The 17,593-nt window shown below is 63.9% G+C and carries 13 protein-coding genes; 8 read left to right on the top strand and 5 right to left on the bottom strand.

The window, feature by feature from the left end; translation table 11 throughout:
• Window positions 1-609 precede the first annotated feature (609 nt).
• From ISS97_RS12300 to ISS97_RS12315, 4 genes are all read left to right on the top strand, one after another.
• Window positions 610-3,195 (top strand): TonB-dependent receptor plug domain-containing protein, encoded by a 2,586-nt coding sequence (locus ISS97_RS12300; RefSeq protein ID WP_379983800.1) that lies wholly within the window; start codon window positions 610-612, stop codon window positions 3,193-3,195.
• A gap of 56 nt (window positions 3,196-3,251) precedes the next feature.
• Complete coding sequence (locus ISS97_RS12305; protein ID WP_379983801.1) at window positions 3,252-6,026, top strand: TonB-dependent receptor plug domain-containing protein; 2,775 nt, start codon at window positions 3,252-3,254, stop codon at window positions 6,024-6,026.
• Between the two features lie 121 nt (window positions 6,027-6,147).
• Window positions 6,148-7,800, top strand: coding sequence for a M28 family peptidase (locus tag ISS97_RS12310; RefSeq protein WP_379983802.1), 1,653 nt, complete (start codon window positions 6,148-6,150; stop codon window positions 7,798-7,800).
• A 96-nt stretch (window positions 7,801-7,896) separates the two neighbouring features.
• On the top strand, window positions 7,897-8,550 hold the full coding sequence (locus ISS97_RS12315; protein ID WP_379983803.1) for an oxidoreductase: 654 nt from the start codon (window positions 7,897-7,899) through the stop codon (window positions 8,548-8,550).
• Window positions 8,551-8,625: 75 nt separating this feature from the next.
• On the opposite strand, the gene ISS97_RS12320 is transcribed toward ISS97_RS12315, so the two are convergent.
• The 3 genes from ISS97_RS12320 to ISS97_RS12330 all read right to left on the bottom strand — a co-directional run bounded on the left by ISS97_RS12320 (window position 8,626) and on the right by ISS97_RS12330 (window position 11,815).
• The gene (locus tag ISS97_RS12320; RefSeq protein WP_379983804.1) at window positions 8,626-9,288 is read right to left on the bottom strand and encodes a C40 family peptidase; all 663 of its coding nucleotides are present in this window, start codon (window positions 9,286-9,288) and stop codon (window positions 8,626-8,628) included.
• A gap of 240 nt (window positions 9,289-9,528) precedes the next feature.
• The gene (locus ISS97_RS12325; RefSeq protein ID WP_379983805.1) at window positions 9,529-10,233 is read right to left on the bottom strand and encodes a YggS family pyridoxal phosphate-dependent enzyme; all 705 of its coding nucleotides are present in this window, start codon (window positions 10,231-10,233) and stop codon (window positions 9,529-9,531) included.
• A 157-nt stretch (window positions 10,234-10,390) separates the two neighbouring features.
• The gene (locus tag ISS97_RS12330; RefSeq protein ID WP_379983806.1) at window positions 10,391-11,815 is read right to left on the bottom strand and encodes a M20 family metallopeptidase; all 1,425 of its coding nucleotides are present in this window, start codon (window positions 11,813-11,815) and stop codon (window positions 10,391-10,393) included.
• Between the two features lie 216 nt (window positions 11,816-12,031).
• On the opposite strand from ISS97_RS12330, the gene ISS97_RS12335 reads away from it, so the two are divergent.
• The 4 genes from ISS97_RS12335 (at window position 12,032) to ISS97_RS12350 (ending at window position 14,259) form a co-directional block, all read left to right on the top strand.
• Complete coding sequence (locus ISS97_RS12335) at window positions 12,032-12,376, top strand: ComEA family DNA-binding protein (protein ID WP_379983807.1); 345 nt, start codon at window positions 12,032-12,034, stop codon at window positions 12,374-12,376.
• Window positions 12,377-12,657: 281 nt separating this feature from the next.
• A complete protein-coding gene (locus ISS97_RS12340; protein ID WP_379983808.1) occupies window positions 12,658-13,134 on the top strand; it encodes an SET domain-containing protein-lysine N-methyltransferase in 477 nt (158 codons plus the stop codon).
• Window positions 13,135-13,141: 7 nt separating this feature from the next.
• Entirely contained in the window at window positions 13,142-13,681 is a 540-nt protein-coding gene (locus ISS97_RS12345) for a GNAT family N-acetyltransferase (RefSeq protein ID WP_379983809.1), read from the top strand.
• Window positions 13,678-14,259: a HutD/Ves family protein gene (locus ISS97_RS12350; protein ID WP_379983810.1), complete on the top strand. Its 582-nt coding sequence runs from the start codon at window positions 13,678-13,680 to the stop codon at window positions 14,257-14,259. Before ISS97_RS12345 ends, ISS97_RS12350 begins: the two co-directional genes overlap by 4 nt.
• A 156-nt stretch (window positions 14,260-14,415) precedes the next feature.
• Here the strand turns inward: ISS97_RS12350 and ISS97_RS12355 are convergent, their stop codons facing one another.
• Window positions 14,416-15,318 (bottom strand): hypothetical protein, encoded by a 903-nt coding sequence (locus tag ISS97_RS12355; protein WP_379983811.1) that lies wholly within the window; start codon window positions 15,316-15,318, stop codon window positions 14,416-14,418.
• Window positions 15,318-17,579 (bottom strand): M1 family metallopeptidase, encoded by a 2,262-nt coding sequence (locus ISS97_RS12360; protein WP_379983812.1) that lies wholly within the window; start codon window positions 17,577-17,579, stop codon window positions 15,318-15,320. The genes ISS97_RS12355 and ISS97_RS12360 overlap by 1 nt, the downstream gene beginning before the upstream one ends.
• Window positions 17,580-17,593: the final 14 nt, after the last annotated feature.

Genomic DNA, 17,593 nt, shown 5'->3' on the forward strand with positions numbered 1-17,593 from the left:
GGAACCTTCGCAAAGCCCGCCAGCATGCGATCCGCCCTGCCGCGCCCATGCCCAGCCGCAACGAACCGCATAACAAATGGTTGACATCATTCGCCGCGAATGGAACAAATGGACGTCCATACCGCCAATCCATTTGCGCGGTATCTGTCCACGCAGTACTGGTCTACATAAGAAACGCACCACATCGTGATCATCCAGGGTTTCAGCACTGTCATGAGCAACATGCATCGCTACAAGGCGATGTGTTGTTGCTGTTGTTGACCGTCGCCTGAGAAACCCGTGCGGACCGCCCTGGTTCGCGATCGACAAGCCAGGCCCTTTCTCACGGGCCCGCGCACACCGGATATCACGATGCTCTCCCTGCTTTCCTTCCATTCGCATGGCCGCCACCTCCACGCCGTCTACGGCGCGGGATGTTGTTGTCGCTGTCGAATGTGTCGCATCGGCTGATCCCGCAGCCCCAAGCGTCACACCCCCTGGCGTAACCCCGCGCCGTCCCTGACGCCGTCCCCACGGCGTTTTCCCAGGCAGCTCCCCCGCTGCATCCCCTGCGCTTTCCCTCACTGGCGTTTTGCCGGAAGGGGCGCGTTTACCGGAATGCCCATCGTCATGTTCAAGCCAAGCCTGCTCCCGCTCGCCATCACCGCCGTGCTGGCGGCCTCCGCACTTCACGCCGAAGACGCCGACAAGAAACCGACCCAGCTCGAAGCGGTCACCGTCACCGGCTCCAACATCAAGACCACCGACACCGAAGGTCCCAGCCCAGTGCAGGTGATCAGCGCTGACCAGATCAAGGTCAGCGGCAAGACCACCCTGCCCGATGTGCTGCGCTCGATCTCCGCCAACACCGGCAACAGCGTCAACGAACAGCTCACCGGCAGCTTTTCCGCCGGCACCGCGGGTATCTCGCTGCGCGGCCTGGGCCAGAAGAACACGCTGGTGCTGGTGGACGGCAAGCGCGTAGCGAACTACGCCACCGCCTACGAACTGCAGGACACCTTCGTCGATCTCAATGCGCTGCCGCTCGCCGCGGTAGAGCGCGTCGAAGTGCTGAAGGACGGCGCTTCTGCGGTATACGGCTCCGATGCCATTGCCGGCGTGGTCAACATCATTCTCAAGCAGAACTACCAGGGCGCCGAAGCCGGCGTGAGCATCGGCGGCAGCACGGAAGGTACGGGCCAGACCTCCAACAACTTCCACCTGCTGCTTGGCCACGGTGACGTGAAGAAGGACGGCTACAACGTGTTCTTCGCACTCGACGGCACGCGCGGCAGTCAGTTGAACCAGGACGATGTGAGCTGGCTGCGCAACAACGATTTCCGCGACAAGCCGGGCGGCCGTCTGAACTGGGTGCCGACCAACTACTACAACAACGATCCCAACCAGGGTTTCGCCAACGCCGTCGGCCCGGTACGCAGAGTGCCGTATGGCGCGATCACGCCCGGCAAGTCCGGTGACACCTGGGCCTACAACCCGGCGCCATACACCTCACTGATTCCTGGCGTGGAGCGCTACCACGCCGTGCTGCGCGCCACAGTGAAGCTCACCGACACCATCGACGCCTACGGCGAAGCCATCTACAGCCGCAGCCATGCTGCCTTCGTTTTCAGTGCGCCGCTGGCCATCGGCAGCGGTCTGCGCGCGTGGGACAACGCTAACCAGAAGCTGGTCAACATCGACACCGCGCTGCCCGCGGGCAATCCAGCCAACCCTTACGGTGTACCCACGCCGGTGAACACCAACCTGTGGGATGTAGGCCAGCGCAACAAGCGCGACCGCACCATCTTCACCCGCTTCCTTGGCGGCGTGAAAGGACACATCGGCGGCTGGGACTGGGATGTCTCGGCCGAGCATTCGGAAAGCAGCCTGAAGGAATACGTCACCAACTTCGGCAATCGCTACGCATTCCAGTCGCTGCTCGCCAGCGGTGGCTATGACTTCGCAGCGAACGGCAACCCTGCGGCAGCCACCGATGCCCTGCGTCTCGCCACCACACGCCCGGCGGTATCGCGACTGACGGCGGTGAACGCCACCGCCAGCACGCAGCTGTTCGATCTGCCGGCCGGCACGGTAGGTTTCGCAGCGGGCTATGAGTTCCGCAACGAATCGATCAACTCACGCACCTCCGAAGCGGTGCTGTCCGGCAGCGAGCTGCGCCCCGCGATCGACATCATCCGCGGCTCGCGCGATGTGCACGCGGGCTATGCCGAGTTCAACGTACCGATTCTCAGCACTCTGGAAGTCGGCATCGCGGGGCGGCTGGATCACTACAGCGATTTCGGCAACGCCTTCGCGCCGAAATTCAGCTTGCGCTACCAGCCGCTGGACTGGCTGTTGCTGCGCGGTTCGTATTCGCGCGGCTTCCGTGCGCCGTCGCTGCCGGAAATTACCCATAGCACGGCGGTGAGCTACAGCACGGTGGTCGATCCTTATGACCCGATCACGCCTGGGCAGCGCCGCGGCTATACCGACGTGTTCGCCGCCAATCCCAAGCTGCGGCCAGAGCGCTCAGAGAACTACAACGCTGGCTTCGTGATCTCGCCCGGCGTCGACACCAGTGTGGGTATCGACTACTACCACATCGTGCAGCACGGCATCATCGGGCCGGATGACGATGCCACCCTGGTGCTGCGCAAGGATCCGCGCGTGCAGCGCGATGCGCAGGGCCGCATCACCATCATCACCAACCAGTACAAAAACCAGCAGAGCCTGACCACCGACGGCGTCGACATCGATTTCCATCAGGCGCTGCATACCTCTCGCTACGGCGATTTCATCCTCAACGGCAACTTGACGCGCTTGCTCAAGTACAGCCAGCCGCTGGTGGCCGGCGACGCGCCGATCAACGGTGCCGGCACCAACATCTTCGGCTCGCTGCCGAAATGGCGCGGCACCACCGGCCTGACCTGGAGCCTGGGCGACTTCGCCAGCACGCTGACCTGGTACTACGTAGGCGGCTACAAGCAGAACCCTGAGAACCGATTGAGCGCGGCATATCCGGAGAGTGTGAAGAACTGGAGCACCTTCGATCTGTCGGTGGCCTACACCGGCATCGCGCACACCACGCTGACGCTGGCGATACAGAACCTGCAGAACCGACGTCCGCCGTGGGATCCGTCACACACCTATTACGACATCACCCAGGCCGATCCCCGCGGCCGCTACGCCTATGTCGGCGTGAACTACACCTTCTGATCCATCGGCGCGGGCCATGAGGCCCGCGCTCTACCCCAGACTGGAACCCATCATCCATGGAACATCGATCCGCCTCGCGCAGCGGCGCCCTTCTGCGCACTTCACTCTGGCTCGGCCTGTTCGCCGCTTTCGGCACCCACGCCACTGATGCCGCCGACACCAAGGACAGCAAGACGCTGGAACAAGTCACCGTCACCGGCTCGCGCATTCCGCGCGTCGACGTCGAAGGTCCGACCCCGGTCATCACCATCAGCGCATCGGATATCGAGGCGCGCGGTTTTCGCAGTGTGTATGACGCGCTTAATGCGCTCACGCAGAACACCGGCATGACCCAGGGCGAGGATTTCGGCAATACCTTCACCCCAGCGGCCAACACCATCAATCTGCGTGGGCTCGGCCCCAACCACACGCTGGTGCTGGTCAATGGTCGCCGCGTCGCGGATTATCCGGTCGCTTACGACGGCTCGGTGAATTTCGTGAATCTGGCGAATATCCCCGCCGTGATGATCGATCGCATCGAAGTGCTGACCGGCGGCGCGTCTGCGGTGTATGGCTCGGACGCCATCGCCGGCGTGGTCAATGTGATTCTCAAGAAGAAGGCCAAAGGCGTCGACGTGGATTTGCGCGTCGGCGGCACGCAGGGCGGTGGCGGCGCCAACCAGCGTCTGCAGATTGGCGGCGGCCATAGCTGGGGCAAGCTGGATGCGGTGTTCGGCGTGGAGCTCACGCATCGCTCGCCGATCTGGGGCACGGACCGGAGCTTCATGGATTCGCTCACGCGCGATCCCAGCCTCAACGGCAAGCCTACCCAGCCCACAGCGGTGTTTTATCGGCGCGACATGCAAACCGGCAAGTACATCGATCCGAGCGCATCGACCTGCGAAGGATTGAGCAGCCTTTATGGCGGCACCGTACGCCGCGCCTATAACCCGCGCCTCGGCTATTACTGCGGCAGCGACCGCGCGGCGCCAACCTTCTGGACGGTGCAGACGCAGCAGCGCAACGTTAATGCCTATACCGGCCTGCACTACCAGCTCAGCGACGACACCGAACTGTTCGGCGACTTCATGCTGGGTGTGGACAAGATCAGCAACACCACGCGCGCGCCGAGCTGGACTTCGCTCGCGGCCAGCAACAGCTATTTCATCAACGGCAACACTGGCAACCCGGAGCGCTGGTATCGGCGCTTTTCGCCAGAAGAAATCGGCGGCCGCACGCAGGCCGGCACGCGCTTCTTCGAGCGTTCCTGGAATGCCACGGTCGGCGCGCGCGGCAAGATCGGCGATGGCTGGCGGTACGAGGCCGCCTACAACCGCTCCGAATACGACAACACCACCACCCGACGCGCCTTCCTCAGCGGCCTGGACGAATACTTCCTCGGCCAGCGCACCGGCACCGCCGATGGCGTGGCCGTCTATACGCCCGATCCGGCCCGCCTCTACCAGCCGCTCGATCCGGCCAGCTGGGACCGGCTCACGGATACCTACGCCAGCCATAACAGCGCATGGGTGCAGACACTGAGCCTGAGCGCGAATCATGGTGATCTGTTTGCATTGCCCGGCGGCTCGGCGGGCTTTGCCGGTGTGATCGAAGCCGGCAGCCAGGGCTATCGCAACACGCCCGATGCACGCCTGGCGCAAGGCGTGTTCTGGAACAACAGCGGCAGCCTGCCTTCCAGCGGCAAGCGCGATCGCTATGCCATCGGCGCCGAACTGAGCCTGCCCTTGCAGGACAAGTTGATTGCGACGCTGGCGGGCCGTTACGACAGCTACAGCTACGCAGGGCGCCGCGACCACAAGACCACCTGGAGCACGGGCCTGGAATATCGCCCGATCGACTCGCTGCTGCTGCGCGGCAACTATGCGACCAGCTTCCGTGCGCCGGATATGAACTACATCTTCGCCAGCGCCACCAACGGCTATATCCCGGGACTGACCGACTACTACCGCTGCCGCGTGGCGGGACAGGCCTTCGGCAACTGCGACTTTGCCAACCAGAGCATCAACTACACCAGCTATGGCAGTAACAAACTGAAGGCGGAAAACGGCCGCTCCTACAGTTACGGCCTGGTGTGGTCGCCGAGCCAGCAGATGGATGTCTCGGTGGATTACTACAACGTGCGCATCGACAACGAGGTCACCAACCTCAGCGCGGACGGCGTGCTACGCGACGAAGCCGATTGCCGCCTTGGACAGACCCAGGCGGGGCAAGCGGTGGACATCACTTCACCGCAATGCCAGACCACGCTCGCGCGCGTGCAGCGCAATGCGGCGAACGCGGTCGATCCGCTTACTGCCACGCGCATCTACGTCAACCCGATCAACGCGGCGAGCGAACGCACCAGCGGCATCGATGCCAGCGGCAACCTGCGCTGGGGCATGCAGCGGGCCGGCGATTTCGCACTGCGCATGAATTACACCCTGGTGCTTACTCACGAGTACCAGCAGTTCCCCGGCGGCGTGGTACTGAACCTGCGCGATGGTGCCGGCCAGAGTGATTCGGGCAGCACCTTCGAATGGCGCAGCAAGATCAACGGCAGCCTTAGCTGGCATTACCGCGACGTCACCACCACGCTGTACGGCATCCGCTACGGCAGCCTGATGAATGCCGATCAGAGCGGACGCATCGCGCCCTACTTCCGCTACAACGCCAGCGTGGCGTGGCGCATCAACGACCGCGCCAGTGTGTCGCTGATCGTCAACAACCTGCTGGACAAGGCCCCACCGCGCGACCGCACCGGCAGTGGCTGGCCGTTCTATCCGGTCGGCAACTACGACCCGTATGGGCGCCAATGGTGGATCGAAGCGAGCTATCACTTCGGCGCGCGATAGGGTCCCCACCCGTACGCAAGCGCATGTCTTCGCCGGATGGAGCCGCAGAAACTTGCGCGTTTTCAGCCGGCGAAGACACGGTTACATTCCGCCTCCAGCCCAGCAGTAACGGGAACGCGGAATGCGCCGGTTTTTGTCGATCATCGTCATGAGTGTCGTGCTGGCAGCGTGCCAGCACCATCAGGCCAATTCGCGCGACGACAGCACCGCATCCGCTCATTTCTCGCCTGGGATCATGCCGGCCGATCTGGCCGCGCATATCAAAGTGCTGACTTCGCCCGGCTATCGCGACCGCTCGCCCGGCAGCGAGGGCGAACGGCAAACGGTGACGTACCTGATCGAGCAGTTCCAGCGCATCGGCCTGCAGCCGGGCAACGACGGCAACTGGGTCCAGCAGGTGCCATATATCGCCAGTACGGTGCTGCACCCGGAGCAAGTGAAGCTCGCCATCGCCGGTGGCAAGGCGCCGCTCGAGTTCGGGTTCGGCGACGACATGGTGGTGAACTCGCCCGCCAATCAGGAACACGCCGCCATCCATGATTCGCCCATGGTCTTCGTCGGCTACGGCGTCGACGCACCGGAGCAGCAGTGGAACGATTACGCCGGCGTCGATCTCAAGGGCAAGACGGTGGTGGTGCTGTCCAACGATCCCGGCTGGGGCAGCCAGGATCCGCAACTGTTCAAGGGTCGCACACCGACCAACTACGGCCGCTGGACCTACAAGATCGAACAGGCCGCGCTGCATGGCGCCGCGGCGGCCTTCGTGGTGCATGACGCGGCAGCTTCGGGCTACGCGTGGCACAAAGTAAAAAACCGCTGGGGCGGGGCCTGGTACAACCCACCGGGCCGGGCCGGGCAATCGCCTAACCTTCCCATCGCCGGCTGGCTTACGACGGAGGCCGCACGCAAGCTGTTCGCTAATGCTGGTGCGGATTTCGATGCCTTGGCAAAAGCGGCCTATCAGCGCGGCTTCAAACCGGTGGCGCTCGACGCCACCGCCAGCGTCGCCATCGACAGCAGCGTGGTGCACGGCCAGTCGCAGAACGTGATCGCCAAGATCCCGGGAAGCAAACACGACGACGAAGCGGTGATCTATTCCACGCACTGGGATCAGCCTGAGGAACAGGACCCCCAGGCCGTGCACAGCATGGTCGACAGCGCCACCGGCCTAGCAGGCCTGCTCGAAATGGCGGAAGCATTCGCGCACCGCGCGCCCAAGCCTCATCGCAGTGTGCTGTTCCTGGCGCTGACCATGGAGGAGTCGGGCCTGCTCGGCTCGCACTACTACGTCGAACATCCCGTGGTGCCGCTGGATCGCACCGTCGCCGACATCAATATGGATGCCCTGCCGGAGCTCGGACCCAGCCACGATGTCGCCGTGGTGGGCTACGGGCAATCGCAGCTGGACGACTACCTCGCCGACGCGGTGCGCGCGCAGCACCGCAGCGTGACGCCGGACGATGCCGAGATCCAGGGCCTGCTCTACCGCTCCGACCAGCTCAGCTTCGCCAGCCATGGCGTGCCGGTGTTGTATGCACGCTCGGGCATGAACCTGGTGACCGGTGGCCTTGCGTTGGGCCGCAAGCGTTTTGGCGAATACCTCGGCCTTAGCGACAACCCGCCGGCGCCTGCCAGCGATCCCCAGTGGGATTTGCGCGGCGTGGCGGAAGACCTGCGCGCGCTGTTTATGGTCGGCGGCAAGCTGTCGATGGAAACCAGCTATCCGCAGTGGAAACCGCAGGCGAACTTCCAGCGACCGGCGAGCATGCGCTAACCGTGCCGCCTTTAATTTTGTGCTGAGCAAGCCGTCACGCGCACCCAAGGCGCAGCGTGGCAGGCTGATATTGCGCCTTCCTCGCTGCCGACCTTCATGACCGACACGCCGCGTAACGTCCTGCTCGTCGGAGCCACTGGCCTAACCGGCGGCTTCGTGTTGGGCGAATTGCTCGCCGACCCCGCGGTCGCGCGCATTCTCGCGCCGACGCGCCGCCCTTTGCCTGCGCATCCGCGGCTGGAGAATCCGGTGGGCATGCTGCATCGCTTGATCTCGCAGCTACAGGCGCCGATAGACGTGGCGATCTGTTGCCTGGGCACCACGATCCGCCACGCCGGTTCGCGCGAGGCGTTCCGCATGGCCGATTACGATCTGCCGCTGGAGCTGGGCCAGAAGGCGCGCAAACTCGGCGCGCGGCACTACCTGGTGATCAGCTCGCTCGGCGCGAACGCGTCATCGCGGGCCTTCTACAACCGGGTCAAGGGCGAGCTGGAGCTGTCGCTAGGCAAGCAAGGCTGGCCACAACTGACCATTGTGCGTCCTTCCTTGTTGCTGGGACCGCGCCAGGAATTCCGGCTGGCCGAACGACTGGCCGCCCCATTCGCCACGCTGCTGCCCGGTCGCTGGCGCGGCATCCAGGCGGAAACGGTCGCCCGCGCGCTGTGGCGGCTCGCCAGCACGCCGGGCGAAGGCGTGCGCATCGTCGAGTCGGACGAGCTGCGCCAGCTTGGGAATGCGCCGAATCGCTGATGCGCTTTATCCGTCAACGCGCATAAAAAAGGCCGCCCTGAGGCGGCCTTGGACTGCGGAAAAACGAAGAAAGGCTCAGCCGTTCTGCGCGATCGCCTCGGGGCGCTTGGCGCCAGCGAAACGCTTGGCCCAGTAGGCCTCCTGCAGGCTGTCCACGCGCACGGTCTTGCCGTGCGAAGGCGAATGGATGAACTGGCCGTTGGCGATGTAGATGCCAACATGCGAAATGCGACCGCCGCCCTTGCGACCACCGGCCGTGCGGAAGAACACCAGATCGCCCGGCTGCATATCCGAACGGCTGACCTTGAGGCCGGCCAGGAACTGCGAAGCGGAATTGGTGGGCAGCTCGAGACCCACGGCGTGGGCGAACACGTAGCGGACGAAACCGCTGCAATCGAAACCGGTGGAAGGATCGTGGCCGCCGCGCACATAGCGGATGTTGCGCAACTTCATGGCCAGGCTGATCAGGTTGCTGCGAAGATCGCCGTTGTCATCGGCGTCGGCATCGTCGGCTGCGCCGGACTTGCCGCCGGTGGCCGCCAGATGGGCCGGCATGGCCGACTGCGACAGCACCTGGGCGGGCGCGAAGATCGACAGTTGGTTCAACAGCGGAGGGGTAATCGTGGCGACGGCCGGGGAAGCTTGCGTCGATTCCGTGGTGGGGCTGGCGAACAGCGGGCCGGAAACGAGAGCGGCGGCAGCCAGCACGGAGAGGGCGGTCAATCGCTTGATTGGCATGCGGGAGGAATCCCCTTGCTGTTCACAGGATTGGCCGTCTGCACTGCTGACGACCGTGACGAAGAGGTGAACTTAGCAAAGCGATGTAGATCGTATGTTCGATTGAGGTTAACTGAACCCCATCGTTCTAAAAATTTTGACGAACCGTATCTGATTGATTTAAAAGGAAACTAACGAAAAAACCAGCATCATCTCACAGAAATTCCGGACGCTTCCTAACGTTAACGCTAGGCATCCGTCCTACCCGCGCCGGCCAAAAATGGCCGTGCCGATGCGCACTTCGGTCGCCCCCTCGGCGATGGCGAGCGGGAAATCGCCGCTCATACCCATGGAAAGACGCGGCAGATCATGCCCGCGGCCCACGGCCTCGTCGCGCAGCTCGCGCAGGCGGCAGAAGCAGGCGCGCACCTGTGCGGGATCCTCGGATTGGACGGCAAGGGTCATCAGGCCGCGAACGCGCAAGGTGGCGAAGCGGCGCAGCTGTTCCAGAAAAGCCGGCAGCTGCTCAGGCGCCAGACCGGTCTTGCTCTCTTCGCTGGAGGTCTTCACCTGCACCAGCACATCGATCATCCGCCCCTCGGCCTGCAACCGGTGATCCAGCGCTTCAGCCAGCTCCAGCCGGTCCAGCGATTGCACCTCGCTGGCCAGCCGCGCCACATCCTTGGCCTTGTTGGTCTGCAAGTGACCGATCACCACCCATTCGATGCCGCAATCGGCCAGCGGACCGGCCTTGTCGCGAATCTCCTGCACTTTGTTCTCGCCAAAGCGATGCAGGCCAAGCGCCACCGCGTCACGAATGACGTCGGCACCGAAGGTCTTGCTGACGGGAAGGATGACGACTTCGGAGGGATCGCGACCAGCGGCGCGACAGGCATCGTCGACGCGGCGGCGCACCTCGGACCAATTGGCGGCGAGGTAGGTGTGATCGCTGGAGGATAGCGTCATGAGGCGAGAACCTACCGAATACGAGGAATTCCCCCTCCCATGCGTGCAGCAGAGGAAGGCCGGGGTGAGGGTCAAACCCCTTAAGTCGTGCAACGTCTTCGCAAGGGTTTACCCCCTCCCAGCCTCCCCCTGCTTGCAGGGGGAGGAGCAAAGCGGATCAGTTCTTGCCGGCTTGTTCGAAATGCCGTGCCACCACTTCCGCCACCACCATGCTCACCTTCTTGCCGGTGGGGATGTGCAGGAATTCGTTTGGACCATGCGCGTTGGAGTGCGGACCCAGCACGCCGGTGATCAGGAACTGCGCCTTGGGGAATTTCTCGCCCAGCATGCCCATGAAGGGAATGCTGCCGCCCTCGCCCATGTACGCCGCCGGCGCGCCGAAATAATTCTGCGAGGCCTCAGCCACCACCTGCTCCAGCCACGGCGAGAGCTGCGGCGCATTCCAGCCGCTGCCGTCCTTCTCCAGCTTGAAGGTGACCTTGGCGCCGTACGGCGGATCCTTTTCCAACAACTGCTTGACGAACTGGCCGGCCTTGGCGCCGCTCAGGGTCGGCGGCACGCGCAGGCTGAGTTTCAACGCGGTCTTCGGGCGCAGCACATTGCCGGCGCTTTCCAGCGGCGGCAGGCCGTCGGCGCCAGTTACCGCGAGCTGCGGACGCCAGGTGCGGTTGAGCACCAGTTCGGTGAGGTCGGTCGTCACCGGCTTCATGCCGTCGACGAACGGGAACTTGTCGTATACCGCCGTGCCGAGCACCTCGGCCGACTTCTTGGCCTGTTCGACGCGCTGCTGCGGGATGTCGACGTACAGCTCCTTCGGCTTGATCGTGCCGGTTTCCGGATCCTCCAGGCGCGACAACAGATCGCGCAGGATGCGGAAACTCGAAGGCACGACGCCGGAGGCGTCACCCGAATGCACGCCCTCTTCCAGCACCTGCACGCTCAGCTCGCCGCCGGTCATGCCGCGCAACGACGTGGTGAGCCACAGCTGGTCGTAGTTGCCGCAGCCGGAATCCAGGCACACCACCAGCGAAGGATTGCCGATACGGTCAGCGAGGTGATCGACGTAGTACGGCAGATCGTAGCTGCCTGACTCTTCGCAGGCTTCGATCAGCACCACGCAGCGCGCGTGCGGAATGCCCTGCTCGTGCAGCGCCAACAAAGCGGCGAGCGAACCGAAGATGGCGTAGCCGTCGTCGGCGCCACCACGGCCATAGAGCTTGTCGCCCTTCAGCACCGGCGTCCACGGTCCCAGGCCCTCGGCCCAGCCGGTCATTTCCGGCTGCTTGTCGAGATGTCCGTAGAGCACCACGGTGTCGTCGTTCTGACCGGGCACTTCAATGTAGATGAGCGGGGTGCGGCCTTCGAGGCGCACCACTTCCAGGGTCGCGCCGGGCAGCGAGGAAAGCTTGGAACGCGCCCACGTTTCCATCAGCTTTACCGCAGCATCCATGTAGCCGTGTTCCACCCACTTCGGGTCGAACATCGGCGACTTGTTGGGGATCCGGATGTACTCCACCAGCTGAGGCACGATCTCGTCATCCCACAGGCCGCTGACAAATTTGGAAAGACGGGCGGTATCCATGGGCGACTCCTATGTAGATCGGGGAAAGCGTCGATTGTATCAGCGCGACTGATGGCCCCCGGCTCAGGCCGACAGTTGCGTAGGGGCCAACGCACAGATACGCGAGCACGCGACGCACTCGAAGGCCGCAGCCGCGCCGGCTTTCACCGGTCGATCCAACGGGCAAGGTGATGCGGCGGCGCACCTGCGCCGCCCTTCCAACATCAGGAGACCACCATGCTTCGCAAACTCGCTGCTCTCGCCCTCGCCCTGGCCTTCACTCTTCCCTTGCAGGCAGCCACGCCGGTCAACGTCAACACCGCGGACGCAGCCACCATAGCCAAGTCACTGGACGGCATCGGCCCAGCCAAGGCTGCCGCCATCGTGGCCTGGCGCGACGAGCACGGGCCGTTCAAAAGCGCGGACGAGGTCGGCCAGATCAAGGGCATCGGCGCCTCCATCCTCGAGCGCAACCGCGCCGCCATCCTGCTTACCGGTGGCGAGGCTAAGGCCGATGACGCTCCCGCCAAGGGCAAAAAGGCCGCTAAAGCCAAGAAAAAGTCCTCCGAAACCGAGGAATAAGCTCCCAACGGGCCGCTATGGCCCCGCAACCGGCACGGCCCTGGCGGGCTAAGAGCCATCCCTCACCGTCCACATGGCCCGCGCCGGGAGCTGTTTGCCCGCAAGACGAGGAAGAACGAGGGCGTGTATGTCGATACACAACCGAGTGATGACGAAGGATTGCGGGCAAACAGACCCGGCCCGAAGGGTTGAGTCGCTGTGGCCGCCAGGCGGTGGGGGATGGCTCTTATCGGTTGCGCTACACTCGCCCGCCATATTCCTTGCCCCTGGCCCCAGCCGTAATGATCCTTCCGCGTTATCGCATTGCCGCCTCGACCATCGGCGGCGCTGGCAAGGGGTTGTTTTTGGAGGAAAACGTGGCCGCCGGGCGCATCATTACCGCGCCGGACGCCATCGACCGCACCTGGCGCTACGCAGAGCTCACCGGCTCGCCGGAGCTGAGTTCCCAGCTCTACGCCAGCGCCCGCTGGTTCGAGGACCGCTACACCGTGTCCCCCGACTGGCCCGACGAGTGCTTTATCAACCATAGCTTCGACCCCACCGGCCTGTGGCACCTGGGCTTCGTATTCGCCCTGCGCGAACTGCCGGCTGGCACCGAAATCACCGTGGATTACCGCCACCTGCTGCCGCCCGGCCAGGAAGAGGACTTTATCGACACGGCCACTGGTGAGAAAATCATCGGCTTGCCGTGGGCAGAGAGCCTCGCCCTGAGTACCCGCGCCCTATCCAGTCTGTTGGGTGGTTTGCCCGCCCTTTGATGCCGTGATGTTCGATATTCCGACCCTCGAAACCGCACGCCTGCGCCTTACCGCGCTCTCCGCCCGCCACTTCGACGACTACGCCGCGATGCTCGCCGATCCCACCAGCACCCGCTGGGTGGGCGATGGCGAACCGCTCGATCGCGGACATGCCTGGCGCTCCCTCGCGATGCTGCTCGGCCATTGGCAATTGCGCGGCTACGGCATGTGGGCACTGGAGTTGAAGGACACCGGTGAATTCGTGGGCCGCGTCGGTCTGATGAATCCGGAAGGCTGGCCAGGCATCGAACTCGGCTGGATGCTCAAGTCGGAGTCGCGCCACCACGGCTACGCCACCGAAGCCTGCACTGCAGTCCTCGACTACGCGTGGAACCAGTTGCACGCGCAGCGCGTAATCAGCTTGGTGCGCATCGGCAATGAAGCCTCCGACCGCCTGGCCGAGCGCCTCGGCGGCGAGCACATCGAAGACATGGATTTCTGCGGCAGCTACAACCACGTGTTCGCCTACTACCCGCCTTATCGCGAGAGCCGCCGGGCCTACGCATGACGCGGTTCCGCCGTGTGCCCGCCGATGCGTTGCGCGCGGAACCATGGGCCAACGGCGGTGGCACTACCACTGTATTGGACAGCGGCCCCGACGCTTCCGATTGGCAATGGCGGCTGAGCATCGCGCAGATCGATCGTGATGCCGATTTCTCCATCCTGCCTGGCGTGCGTCGACAGTTCGCCACGCTGGATGCGCCATTGACGTTACGTTTTCCGGATGGCACGGATCGGCAACTGCTACGTCTCGGTGTCGCCCGTTTTGACGGTGGCGCAGCCCCACGCGCCGAGCTGGCCGAAGGTCCCACGCGTGCGTTCAACCTGATGCTTCGCGACGGCATCGAAGGCGAACTGGTGGTTCGCCCACTGACGGGCGCGATGTTGCTGCCGGCTTCTTCCGCGTCACACTGGTTCGTGCATATGTTGGCGGGACAGGCTCAGATACATGCGGGCCCCGAAACAACGGCCGTTGCCCAAGGTGAGTCGCTTTGGATCGATGCCCATACAGGCGAACGCCTGCGCGTGGATGGCGGCGGCGAAATCGTACTGGTTCGTTTGGACGTCCATCCCGCCGAAGAATGACAACTTCTGTAGGAGCGCACCCTGTGCGCGAAACGGCCCGATAGGGCCGCGCTCTACAAGCGGCCCTGCAATCGAAGGGCTTTCGCGCACAGGGTGCGCTCCTACAGCGTGGCCATCCACTGGCCACCTAGGGTCAAACCCTCTCTCTGCGTCGGCTCAAAACCCCGCTCGCCGACCGCCACCCAGCGAACGCGCCACTTCCGCCAGCGCGAATAACCGGGCAATGCGCGTCCAGCCGATCGCCGCCACCACCAGCTGGCTGAGCAGGAAAGCCAGCAGTAACCCCAGCCCACCCACTGCCGTGGTGTGCGCACGCACCACGCCGAGGCCAAAGGCGATACCGAAACCGATCGCCGTGATCAGTGCGTAACCCAGCAGGCTACTGAACGGGCGCCGCAGCAACTGCATGACGCCGCGCCCGATCGCCACCGTCGCCGAACGCAGGCCGGTGTCGGCGATGAAGGCGGCACGGCCGGACTCCGCAATCACCTGCGCCAGCACCACCACCAGGCCGAGCAACCACACCGTAAGGTGCTTGGCGGAGTCCGCCTGTGATTCCAGCATCGCGACATCAACCTTGTCGTCCAGCAGATTCATGCCGGTCTTTACCAGGAACCCCGCCGCCGCATAGGGCACCAACGACCACAGCATCAATCGGAACATACGGCCGTATTCCACAACGCCACTCTGCAGCAGATGGCCAAAACCCAACGGACGCCCGGCACGACCACTGCCTACGATCATGCCGTTGAGCAGTGGCGTCAGCAGCAACGTGATGACCAGTGCAGCGAAGAAGGCGCCGGTCAACGCCCCGCTATTGCTGCTGAGCTCACGCACGGTATCGCCGAACATCATGGCGTCGAACTGGCGCGCCCATGCCTCAGCATGCACCGAGTGATCCAGCAAGCCACCCAACGCCTGCAGCAACGGCAGACCAACCGCAACTGCCGGCAACAGCATCAGCAGCACCCATAGCAGCAGCAGACGCCATTGCAGCGCGGCGAACGGAGCGCTCAGCAAGGCACCGAAGGCAATACGACGGGAGTTTTTGTAGGCCATCACAGCGTCACCAGGAAGGAGTAGAAGGCCTGCAGCAGGGCCGTGACATCGGCAGTCCAGCGTCGCGACGCCGCCGCATTGCCCTTGGCCGTGCGGCTGTCGTTGAGCTTGTTGGCGTCGAGCAGGATCTTCTGCTCGGGATCCAGTTCGGCGGACACCACCTTGGACGGCTTGTCGAATACGAAGCGCGCCCAGCGCCGCTGATCGTTCCAGTGCACGTCCTCACTGCTGCCGTCGGCGAACTTCACGCGCAAGAGCTGCGCCACCGGCGCGCCCTGCCGCACTACGGTGACGGTGCCACGCCAGGGGAACGGTCCTTCGCCGGGCTTGGCCTTCGGGTGCGACTTATCCCAGGCATCGCGCTGCTTGTCGATCTGTTTTTCCAGCTCGACGGCAACCACTTCATTGCGCTTGCCGTCTTTGTCCGTCACGCCGGACTGCGGCAACACTTCTTCGTTATCGATAGACGCCACACGGTCATCGATGAAGGCGGTGCCATAGACGTACTGGTCGAAGATCTCGTTGACGTTCTTGGCGTCGCCGGACACATCGATCAACGTGGCGCGCAGATCGGCCACGGAGGGATGCCTGAAATGCCAGCGCTTGTAGTACTCGCGGAAGGCGCGCTCCATCACTGGCTTGCCCAGGCGCTCTTCCAGATCGTGCATGGCGGTGGCGGTGCGCGAATACACCGTGCCATAGCTGCTGCTGGAGAAGCGGTTCCAGGCATTCTCGCTGAGCGGATCGTACGGTGACTTCAGACCCGCGCCCATGCGCTCCTGCACGAACACATCCATCGATGGCCTCACGCCGATACGTGCCGCCCATGAACTCGGCACCAGGATGCGCTGGTTGCGCTCACGCAGCATGCGCTCGTCCCAGTACTCGTTGAGGCCTTCGTCCAGCATCGGCTCCTCGAATTCGTTCGAGGCGAGCAGACCGTAGAAATAGCCATGGCCGAACTCATGGATGGTAACGAAGTCGATCTCCCACTGGTCCGACGTACGCTCATCGATGGTGGCGTAGCCCTCCGCCGTAAAGAAGGTCGGGTATTCCATGCCGCCCGCTTCCGCCGCGTTGTACGGCGGCACCACCGCCGTCACCGTGCGATAGGGATACGCGCCCAGCGTGTTCGAGAAATAGCCCAGCGAATCGATCGTGGCCTTCAGCACCGGCTGTGCGCTGGCTGCGTACTCGGGCGGATAGATCACGCGCACCGCCACCTTCGGGCTGCCCGGTCCTGTGTAACTACCGTCCAGTGTCTTGAAGCCCTTGGCGGCGACCCAAGCGAAATCGTGCACGTCGCCTTGTATAAAGTGGTACGTCGTCTTGCCGTTGGCCTGCAACGGCTCGCCCTGCTGCTCGCCCACTGCGCCGACGGTGTAGTCGGAGGGGACGGTCAGGCGTACGTCGTAACTGCCGAAGTCGGCATAGAACTCACTGTTGAAGTGGAACTCGTGTGCGTTCCACTGCACTTCGGTAGCGCCGCGCTCGCCTGGCAATTCCAGCACAGCAATCTTGGGAAACCATTGCGCGACCAGATTGAAGTCGCCCCACCAGCCCGTGCGCTCGACCACGCGTGGCAGCTGGCTGAGAAAATCGATATCCAGGGTCAGCGTCTCGCCCGCGGGTACCGGCTGGGCGAGATCGACGCGCACGACGGTCTCGTCGCTCTTCGGGCCATCGTCCGGCTGCACGAAACTCCATTTCAGCGAGGCGCCGCCCTGTTGCACGCGCTCAAGGTCGATCCAGCCCCACTGCCCTTTCTTCAGCACTGCCGCGCCACGCGAGCGGCCATGCGCGGTAAGCACGCGGCGTTCGGTGAAGAAGGTGCTGCCTTCGTTCTTGAAGGCGTTGAGATAAAGATGCAGGTAGACGCTGCGCACCGCGCGATCGCTGCGGTTGCGCCAGGCCATCTGCTGCTTGCCGGTCACTGTGTGCTTGGCTGCGTCCAGTTCCGCATCGATGCGATAGCTCACCACCCGGTCGGATAGGGTCGGCTCGCTGCCGCTGCGCTCGCCGCCCCACGCGTTCGGTGCGCTGGGTGTTCTTATGCCGGCCGCACTGCCGTGGACGAGGGGGATTTCGACGACGTCCGCCGCCGGCGTTTCAGTGGCAGGTGCTGCGACCGCAGGCTTGGTATCCACTGCCTTTGTCGCAGGTGGCGGCGCCGCTGCGTCCTGTGCCACGCCATGCCAGGAAACGGCGATCAACGCCATTGCCAACCCAAGGCTGCCCGCCAAGCCCCATCGCTTCTGCATCGTGATGTCTCCCC

Origin of the sequence: Dyella koreensis (assembly GCF_044904565.1) — a bacterium.
Lineage (GTDB): Bacteria > Pseudomonadota > Gammaproteobacteria > Xanthomonadales > Rhodanobacteraceae > Dyella_D > Dyella_D koreensis.

Excerpts from the sequence above, each read along its gene's own strand:
- ISS97_RS12300 (WP_379983800.1), top strand. The coding sequence starts at position 610 with ATGTTCAAGCCAAGCCTGCTCCCGCTCGCCATCACCGCCGTGCTGGCG.
- ISS97_RS12305 (WP_379983801.1), top strand. The coding sequence starts at position 3,252 with ATGGAACATCGATCCGCCTCGCGCAGCGGCGCCCTTCTGCGCACTTCA.
- ISS97_RS12310 (WP_379983802.1), top strand. The coding sequence starts at position 6,148 with ATGCGCCGGTTTTTGTCGATCATCGTCATGAGTGTCGTGCTGGCAGCG.
- ISS97_RS12315 (WP_379983803.1), top strand. The coding sequence starts at position 7,897 with ATGACCGACACGCCGCGTAACGTCCTGCTCGTCGGAGCCACTGGCCTA.
- ISS97_RS12320 (WP_379983804.1), bottom strand. The coding sequence starts at position 9,288 with ATGCCAATCAAGCGATTGACCGCCCTCTCCGTGCTGGCTGCCGCCGCT.
- ISS97_RS12325 (WP_379983805.1), bottom strand. The coding sequence starts at position 10,233 with ATGACGCTATCCTCCAGCGATCACACCTACCTCGCCGCCAATTGGTCC.
- ISS97_RS12330 (WP_379983806.1), bottom strand. The coding sequence starts at position 11,815 with ATGGATACCGCCCGTCTTTCCAAATTTGTCAGCGGCCTGTGGGATGAC.
- ISS97_RS12335 (WP_379983807.1), top strand. The coding sequence starts at position 12,032 with ATGCTTCGCAAACTCGCTGCTCTCGCCCTCGCCCTGGCCTTCACTCTT.
- ISS97_RS12340 (WP_379983808.1), top strand. The coding sequence starts at position 12,658 with ATGATCCTTCCGCGTTATCGCATTGCCGCCTCGACCATCGGCGGCGCT.
- ISS97_RS12345 (WP_379983809.1), top strand. The coding sequence starts at position 13,142 with ATGTTCGATATTCCGACCCTCGAAACCGCACGCCTGCGCCTTACCGCG.
- ISS97_RS12350 (WP_379983810.1), top strand. The coding sequence starts at position 13,678 with ATGACGCGGTTCCGCCGTGTGCCCGCCGATGCGTTGCGCGCGGAACCA.
- ISS97_RS12355 (WP_379983811.1), bottom strand. The coding sequence starts at position 15,318 with ATGGCCTACAAAAACTCCCGTCGTATTGCCTTCGGTGCCTTGCTGAGC.
- ISS97_RS12360 (WP_379983812.1), bottom strand. The coding sequence starts at position 17,579 with ATGCAGAAGCGATGGGGCTTGGCGGGCAGCCTTGGGTTGGCAATGGCG.